The following is an 18,536-nucleotide window of genomic DNA, read 5'->3' on the forward strand; positions in this document are numbered from 1 at the left end:
AAAATGGCAAAGAGTAACTCTTACCTTACTCTTTGTTTATATACTATAAGATTGTTAACGAAAATCCAGGACTCCTTATATTGAGAAATAAAGAAGAATCATTATAAAAAATTTTATCTTTTTTCATAAATAAAAGAGCAGCTAGCAAAAACTAACTGCTCAATACAAGGAGATACAGAGAAAACTAAATGGATTTTGGCATACAGCCTATCAACATTATGGACATAATATTGATTTTTATTCGAAGGAATTCATGTTTTACAAATCAGATTATGATAGTCGATATTCTCCATATTGACCAGAAAAGAACCAAGAATTCTAGTGAAATTCCAAGTGTTCTTTTCCTAGTTTTTTGAAATTCTTTTACTAAATAGCCAATAGCGCTAATTGCTAGAAGAATGAAAAGAATAAGTTCTAGTGTAACTGGCATTTGATCTACTCCTAATCCGTTAATTAATTTAGTATATAACGATTATAAGATGTTTCTTGTGGTTAATGGTGAAAAATTAAACAAAACTATCTCTATATGTAAAAAGGCCCCGTTGTCTTCATCAGGACCTTCCTAAAATGGCAAAGAGTAACTCTTACCTTACTCTTTGTTCATATACTACAGGAGTGTTAATGAAAATCCAAGGCTCCTTATATTGAAAAATAAAGAAGAATCATTCTAAAGAATCTTATCTTTGTTATAAATAAAAGAGCAGTTAGCAAAAACTAACTGCTCATCTCCAAGGGGGAACAAGGAGAAAAATCTAATGTCATCTATATTATTGACGGAATATTGAGTTTTACTCATAAAAAACTACGTTTAACTTAATGCATAACCCACAATCAAAGTTAGTGTTAAAAACACTGATAATAACAATGTTAGTAAGACTGTTGCTACACCCCTAAGCATCGCAATCCAATTATTCATCTTAGAAAATCCTATAATGCCAGCAAAAAAAGTTCCTATTGTTAAAATAGGAAGAATCTAATTATTTGGTTCACATTTTAATCCAAGGGGTACAAATTCGATGCGACGTGAAAAGGATTTGTTGAAACAATGGAAGGCGGATTTGCAAGCTATTCAAGAAGAAAAAAGGCTGGAGAAGAAGGCTAAGAATAAGAAATATAGTATTCCTGGTAATACAGCTGACTTCATGAATGGAAAGAATACTTATCGTAAAGAGAATGGGGTATGGAAGCAAAGAAATAAATAATGTGAGGATAAATGAGTTTGATTAAGTGTATAGCAATTTTCGTAGGCGCTGCCGTGATCTGGGTAGCGTCTTGTTTGCTGTTAAGGAAAGATAAGGGGTAAAATAGATTTGAAACTTAAAGATTAGATAATAACATTATTACTTTAAAATGCAGAAAGTAGACTAGTAAACAAGCTGTTTTTGTTTTTTAGCATAGAATATGATGAATCCTAGAGTTAAGAGGAGGTAATTATATTTATGGGATGTAATTGTAATTTCAGACGTTCCCGAGATTGTGATAGATTTTGGGATGATTTAATGTTCTGCAGACGCAGAGATTGTGATGACCGTCGTTGTAGACGTGACCGCGACTGTGATTGTGATGAATGTCGTCGTAAACGTAATCATGATCGTGACTGTGATTGTGATAAGCGTCGAGAATGGTAAATTCCTATTGGAGAGTGCTTTGAAGAAAAGCGCTCTTTTTTGGTACATGGATTTTCTGGTCTGATTTCTTGTTAAGGAAAGATAACAAAACAAATGAACACAGCGAATGAAAATAAAGAATGAAACGTCCGCTATGGGTGTACTTATTTAGAATTGCATACGTTCATAATTTAGACATATTTAAAATACTTATTTTACAACTCTCTTCATGTTCGGTTTACATGTACGGAAATTAAATGCTGTTATTAAGCTATAGTTAATTTACGGACAAAGGGGAGAAATAGAATGATTCTTGGATATGCTCGTGTATCGACACAAGATCAGAACTTAGCAAGGCAACTCAAACAATTGAGTGATTATGGATGTGATTATGTGTTTGAAGAAAAAGTTAGCGGGGCTACAACAGACAGACCTGAGTTATTACGTATGTTAGACAATCTGCGTGAAGGTAATGTAATTGTAGTAACTGAATTAGCACGTATTACCAGAAGTACACAAGACTTATTTAAACTTATAGAAACAATTAAAGAAAAAGGCGCTTCTATTAAGTCGTTAAAAGACAATTGGCTTGATACTACAAGCGATAATCCATACAGCACTTTCCTACTCACTGTAATGGCTGGTGTTAATCAGTTAGAACGTGACCTAATTCGAATGCGGCAACGAGAAGGTATTGAACTAGCTAAAGAGCGTGGTGTTTATAAAGGGCGCCCTAAGAAGTACGATGATGATAATCCTAATATGGAACATGCTTTAGATCTGCTTGCAAACCGAAAGGAAAACAAGTTTACAGTAAAGAAGATATGTGAAGTTACAGGTGTAAGCCGCACGGTTCTTTATGAGAGAGCAAAAGAAAAGGGAGTTATGTAGATTTTAAAGTAGCGAATCCGCTGCTTTTTTATTTTATCAAATAAATTGTTTTTGAGTAGAAATGAAAATAGGGGTTTGCCTTAAACATTTATTATTAATCAAGAATATGAGTATAGAAACAGGCTTAAATTTTGTAATGGTGGAGGGGATTGTTGTGGACATAACTCAAAGTGTGGTAAGAATAGTGGTTAATGGGAAAGACCTTCCGTTCACTTCAGTTCAAACCTCTGCATGGAATCATGGACCTGTAAATGATTTAATCGTTTCGACGAATCAGAGAGTGAATGAGCTTTATCAATTCATGTGGTCACAAGTACCAGTTACGATCTCGGTGTATTTTCTTCAAGGGGCGGACTTAATGAGATTCGCTAGGATCGCTGGAATTAATGAACGTGTAACGGGAGAATATATATATCATTTCATTTGGGGATAAGAAGAGTTCAAAGTAGCTTAACAGCTGCTTTTTTATTTTGCATAGAAAAAGGAACCATAATAGGCTCCTTAATTTGATTCAGAAGTTGTGTAGTTTTTCTTGATGATATCTTTTATGTTGATAATTAAGGATATAAGGAATCCAGCAGCTAGGATACCGTTTACCCAGTAATATGTATTCCCGGATGTAAATTTATTATAAAAGGAATCGATATTATAATACACTAAGCCTGCTGAAATGACGGTAGAGATTACTAACGTACCAAAACTTTTCATGACGCTGCCCTCTGATCCTGAAATTTTAGACTTTTAATACAATTATACATTTAAATAAAAAGGTTTACAAAGGAATTACCATAAGGAGGAGTTATAACGAGTTTCTTCCAATTGATGGTTTTTATTTTTGAAAAAATAACTATTTTATAAAAAATATTTTTTTGACCCCCATAAAATTATTTATTCCTTCGAATATATATAAGTAGAAGAAAATAAATGAAAGAAAAAGCTAAAATTACCAAAAATATAGCGAAGAGTTATTCAAAGATTGCAGCTAAAATAGAAAAGAGCAAGTGGTATTGCAAAAGAAAACAAGAAAGTAGTACAAAATACAGACTTCACTTTAGTACAAGTGGAAAAAATAGTCATATAAAATAGTCGGCCTCGAAAAATATGAGCAACAGCAAGAAGACAAGTCCAAAGAAAAGTACTAAGAAAATGTGGTTAAATGGTCACTTGTTTAGTGGCCATTTTGCTATTTGAAGCAGAAGGAGGCAGGGAGATTACTAGTGTTGAGTTTAGTAATGAAAATCTTAAAAAAAACGAAAATAGAAGATATTGTATTTAACATACAAAACAACGGAGGAGATAAGGAAGCTTTTATCGTACAGTATCAGCCGTTTATTAGAAAATCGATCTCGTCTGTCTGCCGCAGGTACATTACAGAACAGGATGATGAATATAGTATTGGATTGTTTGCGTTTAACGAAGCAATTGAACAGTATTCATATAAAAAAGGAAAATCTTTTCTAGCGTTTGCTGATCTTCTTATAAAAAGAGATGTAATTGACTATATACGCAAGGAGTCTAAGTATAATCTTGTCTTTTTAAAAGAAGATAAGCAAGAGGAAATATTAGAAATACAAGTATCGCTTACGGAGTATATGAAAGAGATGGAAAATAGTAACCGTAAGGAGGAAATTCTTCATTTTCAAAGTGTGCTAGCTGAGTTTAAAATCACATTTTCAGAGCTTGCTAAGGAATCTCCTAAGCATCGTGATACGCGTGAGCACTTAATAGAAATTGTAAAGATTATTATAAAAGACGAGAAAATGATGGAAGAGCTGTTCAGAAAGAAAAAATTACCGCTGAAACATATTGAACCACGTGTTAGGGTAAGTCGTAAAACGTTGGAGCGACATCGAAAATATATTATTGCGATGTGTATTATCTTTGCAAACAACTATACATATATTCTTGATTATATAAGAGGGGAGAAGCATGATGAATAAAGGAATTGTGATGGATATAAAAAAACATAGCGTAGTTGTTTTAACTCCAAATGGAGAGTTTATTACGTTTAAAAGAAAAGTACACTCTTACATGATTGGAGAGGAAATCTCGTTTAACGAACAAGAGCAAAGAGCACCGCGTTTTTCAATCCCTTCTTTCTTAAAGCCTGTATCATTACTTGTTACTTGTTTTCTATGTGTGTTGCTGTTTTTCTACAACCAACCGGAAGAAAAAGTATTTGCTTATGTCTCAGTTGATATAAATCCAAGTTTAGAGGTGAGCGTAACAAAGGATCTTCGTGTTATAGATTTGCGAGCTTGTAATGATGATGGAAGGCGTATTTTAAAAGAAATGAAACGATGGGAAAATAAACACCTGCAAGACGTAATGCGTACTATTATAAAGCAGAGTCAAAAGGATAAGTACTTAACGAATGATAAGCAAGTTATGCTAACAGCTGTTACAAAGGACAAGTCGTTAGAACCTCAGTTGGAAAAGGCTATGCAAGAATTAAAGAAAGAGTATGAGATAAAACATGTTACAGTCGTATATCAAAGCAGTACGATGCAAATACGAGAGAATGCCAATAAAGCAGGAGTTGGCACAGGTGTTTATATAAAGCAAGAGAAAGAGAAGCAGAAATCGCTTACTCCACCTGCACCGCCGTCTAATCAAGAGGAGCGCGATGAGGAGATACATTCACAACCAAAGTCATCTCCTGATGTATCATCGGATTCGTCTCCTGCAAAAGAAGAAAGATACGAGAAGCAGGAGCATATAGAACTAAAGCAATCCAAGGAACAGCAACCGAAGCAAATAAAAGAAAATAATGGACACCAGCAAGAGAATAACGGTAGAGGATCTCAGCAAGGAAATAATGGAGATCAACAAGAAAACAACGGTAGAGGACCTCAAAAAGGAAATAATGGACATCAGCAAGAGAATAACGGTAGAGGACCTCAAAAAGAAAATAATGGACATCAGCAAGAGAATAACGGTAGAGGATCTCAGCAAGGAAATAATGGAGATCAACAAGAAAACAACGATAGAGGTCCACAAAAAGAAAATAATGGACATCAGCAAGAGAATAATGGTAGAGGATCTCAAAAAGAAAATAATGGACACCAGCAAGAAAACAACGGTAGAGGATCACAAGGGAATAATGGGCATCAGCAAGAGAATAACGGTAGAGGATCGCAAGGGAATAATGGAAATCAACAAGGGAACAACGGTAGAGGATCTCAGCAAGGAAATAATGGACACTAGCAAGAAAACAACGATGGGGGATAAAAACAAGGAAATAAAGGTAATATAAACGAAAATAACGGACCTAAAAATGAGGACAAAGACCTTCCTGCCAAATAACATCAAGGGAATGAAAAGAAGAATCCATAGAATATTGAAGATGGGAATTCGTTTCATGTTAATAAATCTCTCTAGTTTCAAACTAAAGAAATTCTTATTATTTTAATTTTTTAAATGACGGACACAAAATCGTATATCCTTTCGAATTATATATATGGATATCATTAATATTTATATTAAAGGGGAGAAAAAATATGAAAAAAACAAAAGAAATGTATGAAGAAATCGCTGAAGTATTAAAGGTATTGGCACATCCTGTCCGTTTATCCTTAGTAAAAATAATGCTTGCAAAAGGCCCTACGAATGTAACAACAATGTATGGGAATTTACAAATGCCTCAAAGTACAATTAGTCAACATCTATCCAAATTAAAAGCTGCTAAAATCGTAACTGGTACTCGAAAAGGATTAGAAATCTATTATGAGGTAACGGACAATCGTACAAAAGCGATATTAGCAAGTTTAGTTTAAATGCTGACTTTCTAGACTTCAAAATTAAGAAGAGGATAGGAAAGTAATTCTGTGGCTATAATTTTTAAGACTTTTATACAAGAGCTATATTGATAAGAATATGAAATTTTCTTTCCCTACAGTTAGTTCTTTTGAGAAGTCAGCGTTTTGTTAGCTTAATAGTGATGTGACGATACCGAATCGCTATGAAGCTAACAAAAGCAAATCCCGCCAAATAAATTTTTTCGTTTTGGGGGGTACTTCCCATGCCCATCAAGCTAAGATTTTAAAGTACCCCCTAAATGGAAATTTTGTGTTTTTATAGCATCGAAGTTTATTTTTCTCTTTTTGGGGGTAACTTGTTTTCTTAAGTTGATAGCGATGTGGCGGTACCCTATGCCTATCAAGCTAAGATTTTTAATTACCCCCAAAACGAAAAATTTATCTCTCTACAGTCATTTATGAAAAATTAATCGAATTTCTTTTTTTCAACAGATGATTAATTTTTTAAAATTATACTCAAAGGTTAGGATTTTACAATAACTTTTATGAACTATTAATACTTCATAAAAGTTATTGTGAATTTTGTGAATGAGTGTTTTTGGCTTTCTACTTTAATAAATCCATGATGAGCTTCGATAATTGATTTTGTTAGTGCTAAGCCAATTCCAATGGACCCTTCTTTATTAGAATTTTTTGTTTTGTAAAATCTATCGAATATATATGGCAAATCTTCTGATGCAATACCTTCACCAAAATCTTGAATTATAATTTCAGTATGAATAGGAGAGTTTGTGACTTCAATATAAATGGAACCATTCTCATTTGAATGTTCAATAGAATTCTTTAAAATATTTAATAAAGCTTCTTGCATCCAAATACTGTCATGGAAAAGTGATATTTTTTCATTGGTTTTTAAATGTATGTTCATATTTTTTTTATTTAATTTACTGTTCAAACTAGCAATGACCTCATAAATTGTATCAATAATATCAGAGTTTTCTTTTTCAAATAGTATTGCCCTAGCATCTATTTTTGAAACTTTTAATAAATTATGTATTAAAAAGCTGATTCTTGAAATTTGAACATCATTATTGTGTAAAAAATGATGTTGCTGTTCATTTAATTTACCTTGTAATAAGATATCGTTGTTCACTGTTAGTGTTGAGAGTGGTGTTTTTAGTTGATGAGAAATATCTTGTAAAGTTTGAATTAAAAATTGTTTCTCTTCCAATAAATTATGCATACTTTTTCTAATAACATTTTTCAGTTTATGAAAAGAATTAGCAAGTTTAGCTAAATCTCCTTCTCTATTTTCCTTGATATCAATGGTGTAATCACCTTCAATAATTTTATTCGCTGCAGCTGTTACATTTCTAATTTTTAAGAAAAAAGATTTATATTGTAAGTAATTTAGAAAAATTAGGATTAAACTGAACCCTATTACTCCAAGGAGCATGTATATATTGTTTTGGGATATATGTTTATTTAAATAAGGAAAAAGTCTTGAATCCAATTCAGCAGATAGACCATATTGATTTAATAGCATTTCTCCATCACTGGAATAATCTTTTTTATTCGCTGTATCATTTGTAAGTGCTTGTATTATTTCGTATTCATTTTCTGGGTTTTGTGCAATAAGTTTTCCGGTAATTTCACTCCAAATAGTAATATAATCATTTTTTAAATGGTCATATAGAATATGAACTGTGATAACTTGATATATAATAAATAAAAAAGAGATTAATGCTAATGTAAGTATATTAATTTTTATTTCTCGATTTATCATTAAATTACTCCTTACTGACGTCTTTATTCCAATAATATCCGAGACCTCTTTGTGTGATTATGCAGTTAGGATTTTGTGGAGTATCCTCAATTTTACTTCTTAATCTTTTTACATAAACAGAAAGAGTATTTTCATCGAAAAATACTTCACTTTCATCTGCTATTTTTTTCAATATCTCATTTCTTTGTAATACTTTATGAGGATTTAGCATTAACGTTAATAAGAGTTTGTATTCTAAATGCGTTAAATTTATACTTTTCTCATGCTTAAAAGCTCTGGCCGCTTCAACTTCAAGCTGTATATTTCCAGACCTCAATATAGTATTAGAAGCTGTTTTAATTTTTTTTCTTAATTGTACCTTTACTCTAGATAATAGCTCTTTTACCCTGAAGGGTTTTGTTATATAATCATCTCCACCAATTTCAAGGCCCATTACTACATTTGCCTCCTCATCTAGTGCTGTGAGAAAAATAATAGGTATATCACCTTTTCTTTTAAGATAGGTACATAAATCATACCCATTTCCATCTGGGAGTCCAACATCCAATATAGCTAAATCAAATTTATTATTTTCGTATTGGTCTTTTGCATCTTGTACAGTAGAAACTCTTATAACCTCAAGTCCTTCTCCTTTTAGAGTAAACTCAATAGCCATTCCTAGATCGTTATCGTCTTCAACGAATAATAATTTATCCACAGTCTCTCTCCTCATTTGTCTTTGATTATTGCAGTATTTTAGATTATGACAGTTATTTTACACGTTGATTGGCTAATTTAAAATGGTTTAGTATGGAAATGGACTTTTAGAGGCTTTTCTGAGTATAAGCATAATACCCAAATCGGCTTTCAGCTTTTCAGCACATAATGAGATACAACAATTACTTAAAGCATAATATTTACGTAATTCATACATATTCTTGCTTATATTTTGAAAAACCTTGTAATAGAGTCCTGTTGAATTTGTACATCTTTATAAAATCAGTAATGTTTTATTTAAGTTATCTTATACAAAAATGTTAAATGAAAATTGGATTCGCATTAATTATGTAAATGAATTTAAAAAACAGATTATTGAGAATAATAGCTGAATGGCAGTGGATTTTCGAGAATTTGAAAAGTATGTGTGTACTTAAATAAGTGTATAAAAGCCATTTAATTGTACAATTTTAAAATATATCTTGATCAGAGTTACGAGTATATAAAAAGTTAGATTTAGTAATCTTACTAAACTGTAAGATTAAAGTATATATAGTAAGACAAGAGTTATTCAATTAGCAATTAAAGACGTCTATACTGAAGGTAATCATTCTTTATTAAGACTTGTAGCATTTTAGCCACTGTTTATATAAAGAAAAAACCTACTGTTCTAATCCCAGATTAAACATAGTATATGAGGAGGAAGAAAATGAGAAAGATAATAGGATTTCTAGCAGTAACAGCAATTTTTATGGGTATAGGGTTTGCTGTAAATCGTTATATAAATGGTCCCTCACAACCAGTAAACGGTATCATGGTATCGGGAACGAAAGAAAATATATCTGCTGTTAAAAATCTGTATAAAGATCAAAACGTACAAACAGCAGATTATAGTTATAAATTGGTCACAGAATTAATAAAACAAGAACTCACTACCGAACAGAAAGAAGAGATTAAGAAAGAATGGAAAGAAAAAGAAGGAAATATGACTGAAGAAGAGATGGACAAGGAACTTGATAAATCATCTGTTAGAAAGAAACAATATGCGGTAATTACAAAATCTACAGCTGAAAAATTCTTAAAAAAAGGAATTGTAAGAACGCCCTTATCAAAAGAAGACAGTTCAATGACTTCAACCCCGGTAAAAGAAATAAAAGAATTAGCGAGTGAAAAAAACTTATTTTATAGGAAAAATGTAGAAGATGAGGAAATAAAGGATGGGAATTTAAATTTAAATGGACAAATGATACCTGTTCAACATATTGAACAAAATAATTGGATTGGTTATTTTTCATCACCGATAGTAATTGTTAATGAGGAAACATATAAACAATTAAAAGAAAAAGAAGTAAGCCTTTCGTTAATTCAGTTTGCAAAAGAAAATTTTGATTATAAAAATAAAAACAAGGTAAAAAAGGTAGTTGAAAACATTTCAAAAGTGTATGAAGTGAAAGACGAGAATGGTGACTACGATAGGGATAAAATCTATTTTGTAGAGATTCAAAATTAATCTGTGAAAAGGATGGGTTGTATGGAGGTTGTTAGATTAGAAAATGTAGTAAAAACATATGGAGAGGGAGAAACGCAAGTACAGGCGTTAAAAGGAATTAATCTTTCCATTCATAGGGGAGAATTCGTAACCATAGTTGGAGCGTCAGGTTCTGGTAAAAGTACGTTATTGCATATTTTAGGAGGGCTGGATCGTCCGAGTTCAGGAAATGTGTTTATAGGAGGTGAAAATATCTACAATTATAAAGATAATGAACTTTCTATTTTTCGCCGAAGAAAAGTTGGCTTTATATTTCAGTTTTTTAATTTGATTCCTGTCTTGAATGTACAAGAAAATATTGCTTTGCCAGCTCTATTGGACGAGGAACAGGTAGATGATCATTACCTGGATGAAATTATACGAACTCTAGGGTTAAATGAAAGACGAGATCATTTGCCTTCTGAATTATCGGGTGGTCAACAACAAAGGGTATCTATTGGTAGATCTCTTATAAATAAACCCGATATTATCTTAGCGGATGAACCAACCGGAAATCTAGATACAAAAAATACAAAAGAAGTTCTGAATTTATTAAAAGTAACGGCTAAAAAATATAATCAGACGGTGATTTTAATTACCCATGACCCTGCTATCGCATCAAACTCTGATCGAATTATAACCATTGCAGATGGCATGATTATTTCAGATAAACAATTAGTGCAAAATCAAGCAAAATGTGGAGGGGAGGAGTATTGATTCGTAGTTACAAACAGTTAAGTCAAAAATATCTCAGAAGTAATATAAAACGTACTCTGCTAACATTAACAGGTATTATTCTAGCATTGGCGCTAATAACAACGATTGGACTGTTTTTTAATAGCGGATACACTTCGGGAATTGAAAATGCTAAAAAAGGTCCTATGGGTTCCGCAAATATTTCAGTTGAAAATTATAATCAAAAGCTTTTCAATATGATAAAAAGTAATCCGAATATATCTTCTTATGGCATCATAACTCCAGGAGAGACGCTCCATGTTGATGAGATAGCTGTCTCTTATATGTATGCAGATCAACAAGCATTAAAGCTGTTGAATTCTGGTATTCCTGTACAAGGTAAGCTACCTTCAAATGAAAACGAGGCTGTTTTGGAAAAATGGATGCTACCTTACTTCGGGCCCAATCTTAAATTAGGCGGTATGTTTACTATTCATGAAAAAAAATATAAACTTGTTGGTTTGCTAAATAAGTCTAGTAGTACTCAGGAAAATGAAACAGGTCAATTATTGACATATAAAAATAAGTTTAAAGTTGGAGAAGGTAGCGTATTGATTGAATTCCATAAGTACGCAAACTTTGATGAAGTTGAAAATCAATTTAAATTATTGACGAATAAAGAAAATATAAAAGTGAATGTCGAATTAAAGAGAGCCTTAAAGCCTAGTGTGGAGATCATGGTGGCAGCCGCTATTAGTATTGGGATTGTTGTGATTTCTACGATTGTTATTATTTACAATGCATTTCAAATTAGTATAGTAGAGCGAATGAAACAGTTTGGGTTATTGAGGAGTATAGGAGCTACAAAAAAACAAATCAGAAAAATTGTGATAAGAGAAGCAACATCTCTTTCTATTATTGCTATCTTTTTTGGGATTTTGTGCAGTATATTAGTAGTCTTTTTACTTAATCAAGTACTGATAAACGTACTTAAAAACTCTATGGGATATACAATTAAATTAGATTGGTTAATTATATGTGTAAGTTCTTTAATTACATTGATAACTGTCTATATTTCAAGTTATTTTCCTGCTTTTTTTGCAGGTAGAATTTCACCGTTACTGGCCGTAAGTAGCCGATTAGCTATAAAAAAAGATAAAATAAAGAAAAAAAAGGGAACAAAGCTAAAGAAACCACTATCTTTTCCGTTAAGTATGGCATTAAAAAATATCCAAAGGAATCCCAATAGATATACAGTTACAATCTTGTCTATTATTATAAGTAGTGTACTGTATATCACGTTTACGTTTCTCATAGATACTGTCATTCAGCGTAAACAACCGGAAATTCAAGCTCTAAAATCGGACATATCAGTTACGGTTAATTCGAATTCAGACAGGCCTAGCATAGATCGTATGAGTCGAAATATTTATAAAGTTAATAACGTAGAGAAGCTGTACAAGCAATATCAGGCAAATGATTTTTATACGAAAGTACCAAAAAATAAACAAATTAAAGAATTACAAGGAAATGAATCGCTGTATCAAAAAGTAAAATATAATAATCAAACTGTAGAAATTATGAAAACACAAATAAAAGCATACGATGAGAATAGTTTAAAGAAACTAGCTGAAAATGTAACTAGTGGAAGAATTGATATTTCAAAATTAAATCGTGAAAAAGAGGTTATTTTAGTAAAACAAGCTGCATCAAATGATATGAATACAAGTAAAAAATATATAGGTTCTCTAAGCACTTTTCAGGTAGGGGATGAAATCCAAATAACAAGTCAGCAGGAAAGAAAATCTACAGAGGAAATCTCCTACAATGAAGAAAAACTAGAAACTTTAAAAATAGCTGCAATTGTAGAATTGGATATTTTTAATATGAGCAGAGTGATGGATACCATAACTTTTATTACTAGTGAACAAATAGCCGAATATATTACACCATCTCCACAAAAATTAGCAGGTTTTGAAATTGATTTAGAGAATCAATCTCAGGCTGATGCTACAATTTTAGATATACAAAAGAAACTCGGTGGAGATGCATCTATAGATGTAAAAAATAATATTGTTCAAAGTAATTTCCATAAAGACAATATACTTTATATAAAAATATTAGGGTACGGATTTATAGCTGTTATTACACTAATTGGTTGTGTAAATATTTTAAATACCATTACGGTCAGCATCATTATGAGAAGAAAAGAATTAGCTGCTTTAAAATCGATTGGTATGTCGCAAAAGGATTTGAAAAAGATGGTTATATATGAAGGACTCCTGTACGGTTTCTTTGGAAGCATACAAGGGATCTTTTTCGGCTGTATGCTGTCGTATATTCTTTATGTAGCACTGTCAAATACGGTGTCGTTTGAATGGATTATTCCTTATCAATCTAGCTTTATCACATCTATAACTGCACTGTTGATTAGTTATGTATCGGTACTAATTCCGCTTCGGAAAATTAAAAAGGATAACGTTATAGATGTAATTAGAGAAGAATAGCAGTAGTCATAACAATATGTGATTCTGAGGTTCAGCCGAGATACGTGTAAAAGGGTTCATAATCTGTATTATATTTCCATTATTGGGCTTTTAGCTAAAAATATCTGCCTCACGATTAACAAATAGCTGATTACCTAAATGCTATAAGGCCCGATACGACCGAAAAAAGAAAATTGTAAGTTTAGGGGTTCAGCTACATGCCCATCAACTTAAGAATTTTATAACACCGCAAAACGAGAGAATGTACATTTTCACATGAAGATGCACATTCTCTCGTTTTGGAGATGTTTGTATTTTTTAGCTTGATAGCCCTATGTGTACTACCACGAATAGAACGGTATCTTTTATATATTTTCTTTCGTAATATTAACCCCATATTCCCTATAAAAATCTAAAACTGTAGATGCATTCACACCCAAATCTAATAGATTTTCCGGAAAGTAAATTTCAGAATCCGGAACCACAATATCAGATGTTAGCAAAATGTTCTCTGCTTGGACAGCTGCTCCTAAAGCAGTAAGATGTGTCTGTCCTAACGGATCTGATATGTTCACACATCGTCTATGCAATACACCAGTAGCATCATAACCTTTAAGGTGAATAACTATGTTATGTGCACTTCCCTTTCCGGGTTTATAGAGAATATTTTTCCGTAAATCGGTAAATTTTTCTCCGCTAATCATTTTCCAAATCCCTGTATTCACCAGAGAAACCAGTCCATATGTAGATATTTTACTATCAAAAGCAATACGAAAGTTAGCCGAAACAGCATGAATTGATTCTGGCAGGGTTACGTGATCAGGAGTATCCAAACGATAACATTTGGTTATATAACCGTTGGGAAAGCGGACTTTGATTGGATTAGTCATTGGATAAGCCTGTCGCATTCCCTCTCGAGCTTTGACTTCAAATGGAATAGTTAACCGGTCCATATATGCTGTTGAATTTGGTCCTGCTTTGTCTTGAAGAGAATATAGTGCGTTGATATCAACCGTAACCTCTTGAAGATCTTTTGAATAAATTTTAGAAAAAAGGGCTGCTGTCCCCCCCATCCACCCTGAAGCTAATACAACAGGGGATTGGACCTCAACATTTTTTAATCGATCAATAGAACTCTTAAAGCGTTCAGTCCAACGAGTAATGTCAACCAATGGAATTTTTTTTCGAACTGCAGATAGAAGTAGTCTATCTTGCGGGTCATTAACCGCATTAACAACTAATGTGAAATTATCATCCAAATTTCTTAAAGGATCATCTGTTGTGTTGTCTACCTTGACTATTTTTACTCTCTCTGATTCAAAAGGTAACGCTTTCCCTAAGGTTCTTCCCCCTAATCTAATTTCCAAATCAGGATGTCGATCATGTAAAATTTGAGCAATTTGACTACCAACAACTCCATACCCACCAACAATTAATACTGTTTTCTTATTCATCTGAAACCTCCATTTTAATTAGTATGAGATTATAAGTTTAAATGATTAAAAGCTTAAACCTTTTAACGTAATATCGCTAAAAAAAGGGACAAAAGGTGTCCCTAAACTATAAATGAGTACCTAATTCTTACATTCATCTTCAACTAAAGAAACAAGTTCTTTTAAAAGATTTATTGTTTCATTAAATTCAAGACAATAATACATTTCAGTGCCTTTTTTCTGAACTTGAAGTAACCCTGATTGTTTCAATATTTTCAAATGATGAGATACATTAGGTCTTGACATGGGAATATGCTCCGCAATTTGCGTCACATTCAAGCTATCTTTATCAATTAAAAGTGCTACAATTTGCTGACGAGTTGGATCTCCCAACCCTTGAAAACATGGTCTTAAATTTTCTAAAATATGCATTACTTTATCATTACAGTTCATTTCGCTAACATTACCTTCCGTTTAAGAATTTAATCATTTAAACGTATTATAAATTACATTACTATCTAATGCAATAAAGAAGTAGCACCAACTTTAAGTATAAATATAGAAAGTTTCATAAACAGCCATTTTCGTTTTTTCAGATTTGTAAGAATGTTGGTTCTTTTTTCTGTAACAATTGCCAAATCCATTCCAGCTACAACGAGGACAAATACACGAAATTCACGAAGCCTATATCAAATTGGGGTAGTAACACATCGGTATCAAGTTTAAATTTTATAGTGCCCCCAAAACAGAAACTTTTTGTCTTTTATAGCAAAGAAGTTCATTTTGGGGGTAATCTATTTTCTTAACTTAATAGTTATGTGACGATACTCCTATTACAAAATTTCAAAAGAATTCTTTGCATAGAAGATGTAACAAAGTAGGTAGGGTTCTTTTAGTCATTTAATCTTTTCATCTGATGATCTTTTCCCCATTCAAATAGTTCATTCATAATTTGCATTAAAGATTTTCCGTGTTCACTTATTGTATACTCAACCTTTGGTGGTACTTCTTGATATACGGTACGATGAATAATCCCATCAGCTTCAAGTTGCCGAAGTTGTTGTGTAAGAACTTTTTGTGTAAGGTTTGGAATTTCTCGTTTGATTTCATTTGTTCGCATTTTTCCATCCATCAAAACACATAAAATATAAACTTTCCATTTTCCGCCGATTACATCGAGTGTTGTTGCAATTGGGCAGTCATCATTTTGATTCATATAACACCTCCAAAGGTACCTCAAGGTTCCTATAGTACCTGAAAGTACGTACTTTTCAATTATATGTGACTCATTCATACTAATACTAAAGGGTTTGAATTATTTATAAGGGGGAAGAAAATATATGAAAACACTTGTAATTGTAGCACATCCTGATATTGAAAAGTCTCGAATTAATAAAAGATGGATAGAAGAACTTGAGAAACATTCCGATGAAGTTACGGTGCATGAACTATATAAAGCGGCACCAAATTGGGAGTTTAATGTTGAAGAGGAACAAAAGCTGTTAGTAGAACACGACCGATATATATTTCAATTTCCATTTTATTGGTATAGCTCACCGCCTTTATTAAAGAAGTGGTTTGATGATGTGTTAACGTATGGATTTGCTTACGGATCTAAAGGGGATAAAGTGAAGGGAAAAGAGTTTGGTGTAGCTATTTCTATAGGTGGATTAGAAAAAGACTATGAAAATAGCGGGATTACAATGGCTGAGTTGACGAAACCATTTCACGCTACAAGCTTATACACGGGAATGGAATTTATACCTTCGTTTTATTTATATGGTGCAGAATATAAGCTTAGTGATGAAGAGATTAATAAAAGTGCACCTGAGTATGTGCAATATGTGATGAATAAGAAGTATTCTAATATATAAGGAGAAATGGCCATTTACTTGCTTAAGTAGATGGCTATTTTTTTATCCCGCTATTTGCGGGCAGTAGGACTCCCACCTCAAAATTCAGTGAATACGAAGGAGTTAGGTGGGAGTCGGGCCGCCCGTAAAAGCTCGATTGGTGAGGGCTGATTAAAGTTTCACTTTATTGGTTTTATATTCACTAAGTGTAATCTTTAGTAAATTAATAATTAATCTGGTAAAATAAAAAACCTAACATATATAAAGGGGAGTTTTACTTGAGAACGATGCGACAATTATTACAAAAAAGAGCAATGCAATCACCAAATTTGGAAGCGCTTGTAGGGGGAGAGAAAAGATATTCATTTCAGCAGTATAATGAACGAGTAAATCAGCTTGCACATTATTTGTTACATAACGGTGTGCAAAGAGGGGATCGTATAGGAATCCTATGTAAAAATAATCCCCCGTTTCCAAGCGTTCTGATGGCAAGTTTGAAAATTGGAGCGGTATTTATTCCGCTAAATCATCAGCTTACTGCTTATGAATTAGAAACGATTGTAAAAGAAGCAAAGTTAAAAGTATTAGTTATTGATGAAGAATTTAGTGAAGTGTTATTAAAGATTGATGCTGTTAAAGAAATTCCTTATGTAATTAAAACGACAGAAGAAGGCTTTGGTTCCTTTGAATTAAAATTGCAAGAACAGCCAATTACAGAACCGAACGTAGAAGTTCATGAAGATGATGATGCGATTTACTTATTTACTTCAGGAACGACTGGACAGGCAAAAGCATGTGTGATTGGACATAAAAACTTACACTATTATTTTGCTGAGATTGCGGGGCAAAGAGAAATTCCAGCAGGTGAACGCTTTTTATCAGTGCATCCATTGTTTCATATGAGTGGAGTGCTTTCTATTTTAAATTGCATTTATCATGGCATAACGATGATTTTCTTATCTGATTCAAATCCTACTCTTATTTGGGATAAGATTGAAGAAGAGAAAATTACTACGATGCTTGCGTTTCCAGCGGTGTATAGTTATATGCTTGATGAACTAAATAAAAAAGAGCGCAACATTTCGACCTTTAAAGTAGCGCAAAGTGGTGGTACAAAAGTTCCAGAAACGCTCATTCAAAAATATATGGAAAAAGGAATATATATGGTGCAAGGGTATGGTAGTACAGAAGGTTGGGTAGTAACTTCTTGGCATCCAAATATGGGAAAAGAAAAAATGTCTTCTGTAGGGAAAACACTTAAGCATGTAGAGTTGAAAATTGTTCATCCAGAAACAGGGGATGAACTAACAACAAATGAAGTTGGAGAGATTCATGTAAGAAGTCCATACATGTTTAAAGGATATTGGAATAATGAAAAGGCGACAAAGAAGGTAGTAAAAGATAATTGGTTTAACATGGGCGATGCAGGTATGATAGATGACGATGGATTCCTACATATTATGGGAAGATATAAAGACGTTATCGTACGCGGTGGTGACAATGTATATCCAGATCAAGTAGAAGATGTTATTCATGAAATAAACGGTGTTTTAGAAGTTGCAGTAGTTGGAGTTCCAAATGATTTTTGGGGAGAGATTCCAACAGCTTACATTGTAAAAGACATTCAAACATTATTAACAGAAGAAGAAATTATTCAGCATTGTAAAGAAAAACTAGCAAATTATAAAATACCAGAAGTTGTATTTATGGATGAATTACCGAAAAACGCTTTAGGGAAAGTGTTGAAGAGGGAATTAAGGGAAGTTGTTCTTGTAAAATAAAAAAGTTATAAAATGATGAGAAATCCAGTTATGTACAAAACA

18 protein-coding genes and 1 pseudogene are annotated in these 18,536 nt (G+C 32.5%); 13 read left to right on the forward strand and 6 right to left on the reverse strand.

What is annotated here, in order from left to right; translation table 11 throughout:
- Positions 1-1,016: 1,016 nt before the first annotated feature.
- The 4 genes from MKX77_RS07915 (at position 1,017) to MKX77_RS07930 (ending at position 2,931) form a co-directional block, all read left to right on the forward strand.
- Entirely contained in the window at positions 1,017-1,202 is a 186-nt protein-coding gene (locus MKX77_RS07915) for a hypothetical protein (RefSeq protein WP_002137396.1), read from the forward strand.
- 237 nt (positions 1,203-1,439) lie between these two features.
- Positions 1,440-1,628 (forward strand): hypothetical protein, encoded by a 189-nt coding sequence (locus MKX77_RS07920; protein WP_002137395.1) that lies wholly within the window; start codon positions 1,440-1,442, stop codon positions 1,626-1,628.
- 285 nt (positions 1,629-1,913) lie between these two features.
- A complete protein-coding gene (locus MKX77_RS07925) occupies positions 1,914-2,498 on the forward strand; it encodes a recombinase family protein (protein WP_341306241.1) in 585 nt (194 codons plus the stop codon).
- 61 nt (positions 2,499-2,559) lie between these two features.
- The gene (locus tag MKX77_RS07930; RefSeq protein WP_002084333.1) at positions 2,560-2,931 is read left to right on the forward strand and encodes a hypothetical protein; all 372 of its coding nucleotides are present in this window, start codon (positions 2,560-2,562) and stop codon (positions 2,929-2,931) included.
- Between the two features lie 68 nt (positions 2,932-2,999).
- Here MKX77_RS07930 and MKX77_RS07935 read toward each other — a convergent pair whose 3' ends face one another.
- Positions 3,000-3,206, reverse strand: coding sequence for a hypothetical protein (locus MKX77_RS07935; RefSeq protein WP_000834521.1), 207 nt, complete (start codon positions 3,204-3,206; stop codon positions 3,000-3,002).
- Positions 3,207-3,422: 216 nt separating this feature from the next.
- Between MKX77_RS07935 and MKX77_RS07940 the strand changes: the two genes are divergently transcribed.
- The 4 genes and pseudogenes from MKX77_RS07940 to MKX77_RS07955 all read left to right on the forward strand — a co-directional run bounded on the left by MKX77_RS07940 (position 3,423) and on the right by MKX77_RS07955 (position 6,274).
- Complete coding sequence (locus tag MKX77_RS07940) at positions 3,423-3,584, forward strand: hypothetical protein (RefSeq protein ID WP_341306242.1); 162 nt, start codon at positions 3,423-3,425, stop codon at positions 3,582-3,584.
- 131 nt (positions 3,585-3,715) lie between these two features.
- Complete coding sequence (gene sigI, locus MKX77_RS07945; protein WP_088293843.1) at positions 3,716-4,438, forward strand: RNA polymerase sigma factor SigI; 723 nt, start codon at positions 3,716-3,718, stop codon at positions 4,436-4,438.
- A pseudogene (locus MKX77_RS07950) lies at positions 4,431-5,729 on the forward strand (anti-sigma-I factor RsgI family protein). The gene sigI and the pseudogene MKX77_RS07950 overlap by 8 nt, the downstream one beginning before the upstream one ends.
- A 269-nt stretch (positions 5,730-5,998) precedes the next feature.
- Positions 5,999-6,274, forward strand: a complete 276-nt coding sequence (locus tag MKX77_RS07955) for an ArsR/SmtB family transcription factor (RefSeq protein WP_016091834.1) — start codon at positions 5,999-6,001, stop codon at positions 6,272-6,274.
- A 535-nt stretch (positions 6,275-6,809) separates the two neighbouring features.
- On the opposite strand, the gene MKX77_RS07960 is transcribed toward MKX77_RS07955, so the two are convergent.
- The gene (locus tag MKX77_RS07960) at positions 6,810-8,042 is read right to left on the reverse strand and encodes a sensor histidine kinase (protein WP_341306244.1); all 1,233 of its coding nucleotides are present in this window, start codon (positions 8,040-8,042) and stop codon (positions 6,810-6,812) included.
- Positions 8,043-8,046: 4 nt separating this feature from the next.
- Complete coding sequence (locus tag MKX77_RS07965) at positions 8,047-8,739, reverse strand: response regulator transcription factor (RefSeq protein ID WP_215553670.1); 693 nt, start codon at positions 8,737-8,739, stop codon at positions 8,047-8,049.
- Between the two features lie 708 nt (positions 8,740-9,447).
- Between MKX77_RS07965 and MKX77_RS07970 the strand changes: the two genes are divergently transcribed.
- The 3 genes from MKX77_RS07970 to MKX77_RS07980 are packed head-to-tail and all read left to right on the forward strand — an operon-like array spanning position 9,448 to position 13,448.
- Positions 9,448-10,248 carry a lipoprotein BA_5634 family protein gene (locus MKX77_RS07970; protein ID WP_215553669.1) on the forward strand — a complete coding sequence of 267 codons (801 nt, stop codon included), beginning with the start codon at positions 9,448-9,450 and terminating at the stop codon, positions 10,246-10,248.
- Between the two features lie 21 nt (positions 10,249-10,269).
- Complete coding sequence (locus tag MKX77_RS07975) at positions 10,270-10,983, forward strand: ABC transporter ATP-binding protein (protein WP_098271549.1); 714 nt, start codon at positions 10,270-10,272, stop codon at positions 10,981-10,983.
- Positions 10,980-13,448, forward strand: a complete 2,469-nt coding sequence (locus tag MKX77_RS07980) for an ABC transporter permease (RefSeq protein ID WP_341306245.1) — start codon at positions 10,980-10,982, stop codon at positions 13,446-13,448. The genes MKX77_RS07975 and MKX77_RS07980 overlap by 4 nt, the downstream gene beginning before the upstream one ends.
- Before the next feature lie 344 nt (positions 13,449-13,792).
- Here MKX77_RS07980 and MKX77_RS07985 read toward each other — a convergent pair whose 3' ends face one another.
- From MKX77_RS07985 to MKX77_RS07995, 3 genes are all read right to left on the reverse strand, one after another.
- Entirely contained in the window at positions 13,793-14,881 is a 1,089-nt protein-coding gene (locus tag MKX77_RS07985; RefSeq protein WP_341306246.1) for a saccharopine dehydrogenase NADP-binding domain-containing protein, read from the reverse strand.
- A 120-nt stretch (positions 14,882-15,001) separates the two neighbouring features.
- Positions 15,002-15,313 (reverse strand): ArsR/SmtB family transcription factor, encoded by a 312-nt coding sequence (locus MKX77_RS07990; RefSeq protein ID WP_341306247.1) that lies wholly within the window; start codon positions 15,311-15,313, stop codon positions 15,002-15,004.
- 439 nt (positions 15,314-15,752) lie between these two features.
- The gene (locus MKX77_RS07995) at positions 15,753-16,076 is read right to left on the reverse strand and encodes a winged helix-turn-helix transcriptional regulator (RefSeq protein WP_002137377.1); all 324 of its coding nucleotides are present in this window, start codon (positions 16,074-16,076) and stop codon (positions 15,753-15,755) included.
- A 124-nt stretch (positions 16,077-16,200) separates the two neighbouring features.
- On the opposite strand from MKX77_RS07995, the gene MKX77_RS08000 reads away from it, so the two are divergent.
- Together MKX77_RS08000 and MKX77_RS08005 are read left to right on the forward strand one after the other, a co-directional pair.
- Positions 16,201-16,734, forward strand: coding sequence for an NAD(P)H-dependent oxidoreductase (locus MKX77_RS08000; protein ID WP_002161059.1), 534 nt, complete (start codon positions 16,201-16,203; stop codon positions 16,732-16,734).
- A gap of 257 nt (positions 16,735-16,991) precedes the next feature.
- Positions 16,992-18,494: a class I adenylate-forming enzyme family protein gene (locus MKX77_RS08005; protein ID WP_341306248.1), complete on the forward strand. Its 1,503-nt coding sequence runs from the start codon at positions 16,992-16,994 to the stop codon at positions 18,492-18,494.
- Positions 18,495-18,536 lie beyond the last annotated feature (42 nt).

Origin of the sequence: Bacillus sp. FSL R9-9410 (assembly GCF_038050385.1) — a bacterium.
Classification (GTDB): Bacteria; Bacillota; Bacilli; order Bacillales; family Bacillaceae_G; genus Bacillus_A; species Bacillus_A cereus_U.

Coding starts and splice junctions, on each gene's coding strand:
- MKX77_RS07915 (WP_002137396.1), top strand. CDS start 1,017: ATGCGACGTGAAAAGGATTTGTTGAAACAATGGAAGGCGGATTTGCAA.
- MKX77_RS07920 (WP_002137395.1), top strand. CDS start 1,440: ATGGGATGTAATTGTAATTTCAGACGTTCCCGAGATTGTGATAGATTT.
- MKX77_RS07925 (WP_341306241.1), top strand. CDS start 1,914: ATGATTCTTGGATATGCTCGTGTATCGACACAAGATCAGAACTTAGCA.
- MKX77_RS07930 (WP_002084333.1), top strand. CDS start 2,560: ATGAAAATAGGGGTTTGCCTTAAACATTTATTATTAATCAAGAATATG.
- MKX77_RS07935 (WP_000834521.1), bottom strand. CDS start 3,206: ATGAAAAGTTTTGGTACGTTAGTAATCTCTACCGTCATTTCAGCAGGC.
- MKX77_RS07940 (WP_341306242.1), top strand. CDS start 3,423: ATGAAAGAAAAAGCTAAAATTACCAAAAATATAGCGAAGAGTTATTCA.
- MKX77_RS07955 (WP_016091834.1), top strand. CDS start 5,999: ATGAAAAAAACAAAAGAAATGTATGAAGAAATCGCTGAAGTATTAAAG.
- MKX77_RS07960 (WP_341306244.1), bottom strand. CDS start 8,042: ATGATAAATCGAGAAATAAAAATTAATATACTTACATTAGCATTAATC.
- MKX77_RS07970 (WP_215553669.1), top strand. CDS start 9,448: ATGAGAAAGATAATAGGATTTCTAGCAGTAACAGCAATTTTTATGGGT.
- MKX77_RS07975 (WP_098271549.1), top strand. CDS start 10,270: ATGGAGGTTGTTAGATTAGAAAATGTAGTAAAAACATATGGAGAGGGA.
- MKX77_RS07985 (WP_341306246.1), bottom strand. CDS start 14,881: ATGAATAAGAAAACAGTATTAATTGTTGGTGGGTATGGAGTTGTTGGT.
- MKX77_RS07990 (WP_341306247.1), bottom strand. CDS start 15,313: ATGAACTGTAATGATAAAGTAATGCATATTTTAGAAAATTTAAGACCA.
- MKX77_RS07995 (WP_002137377.1), bottom strand. CDS start 16,076: ATGAATCAAAATGATGACTGCCCAATTGCAACAACACTCGATGTAATC.
- MKX77_RS08000 (WP_002161059.1), top strand. CDS start 16,201: ATGAAAACACTTGTAATTGTAGCACATCCTGATATTGAAAAGTCTCGA.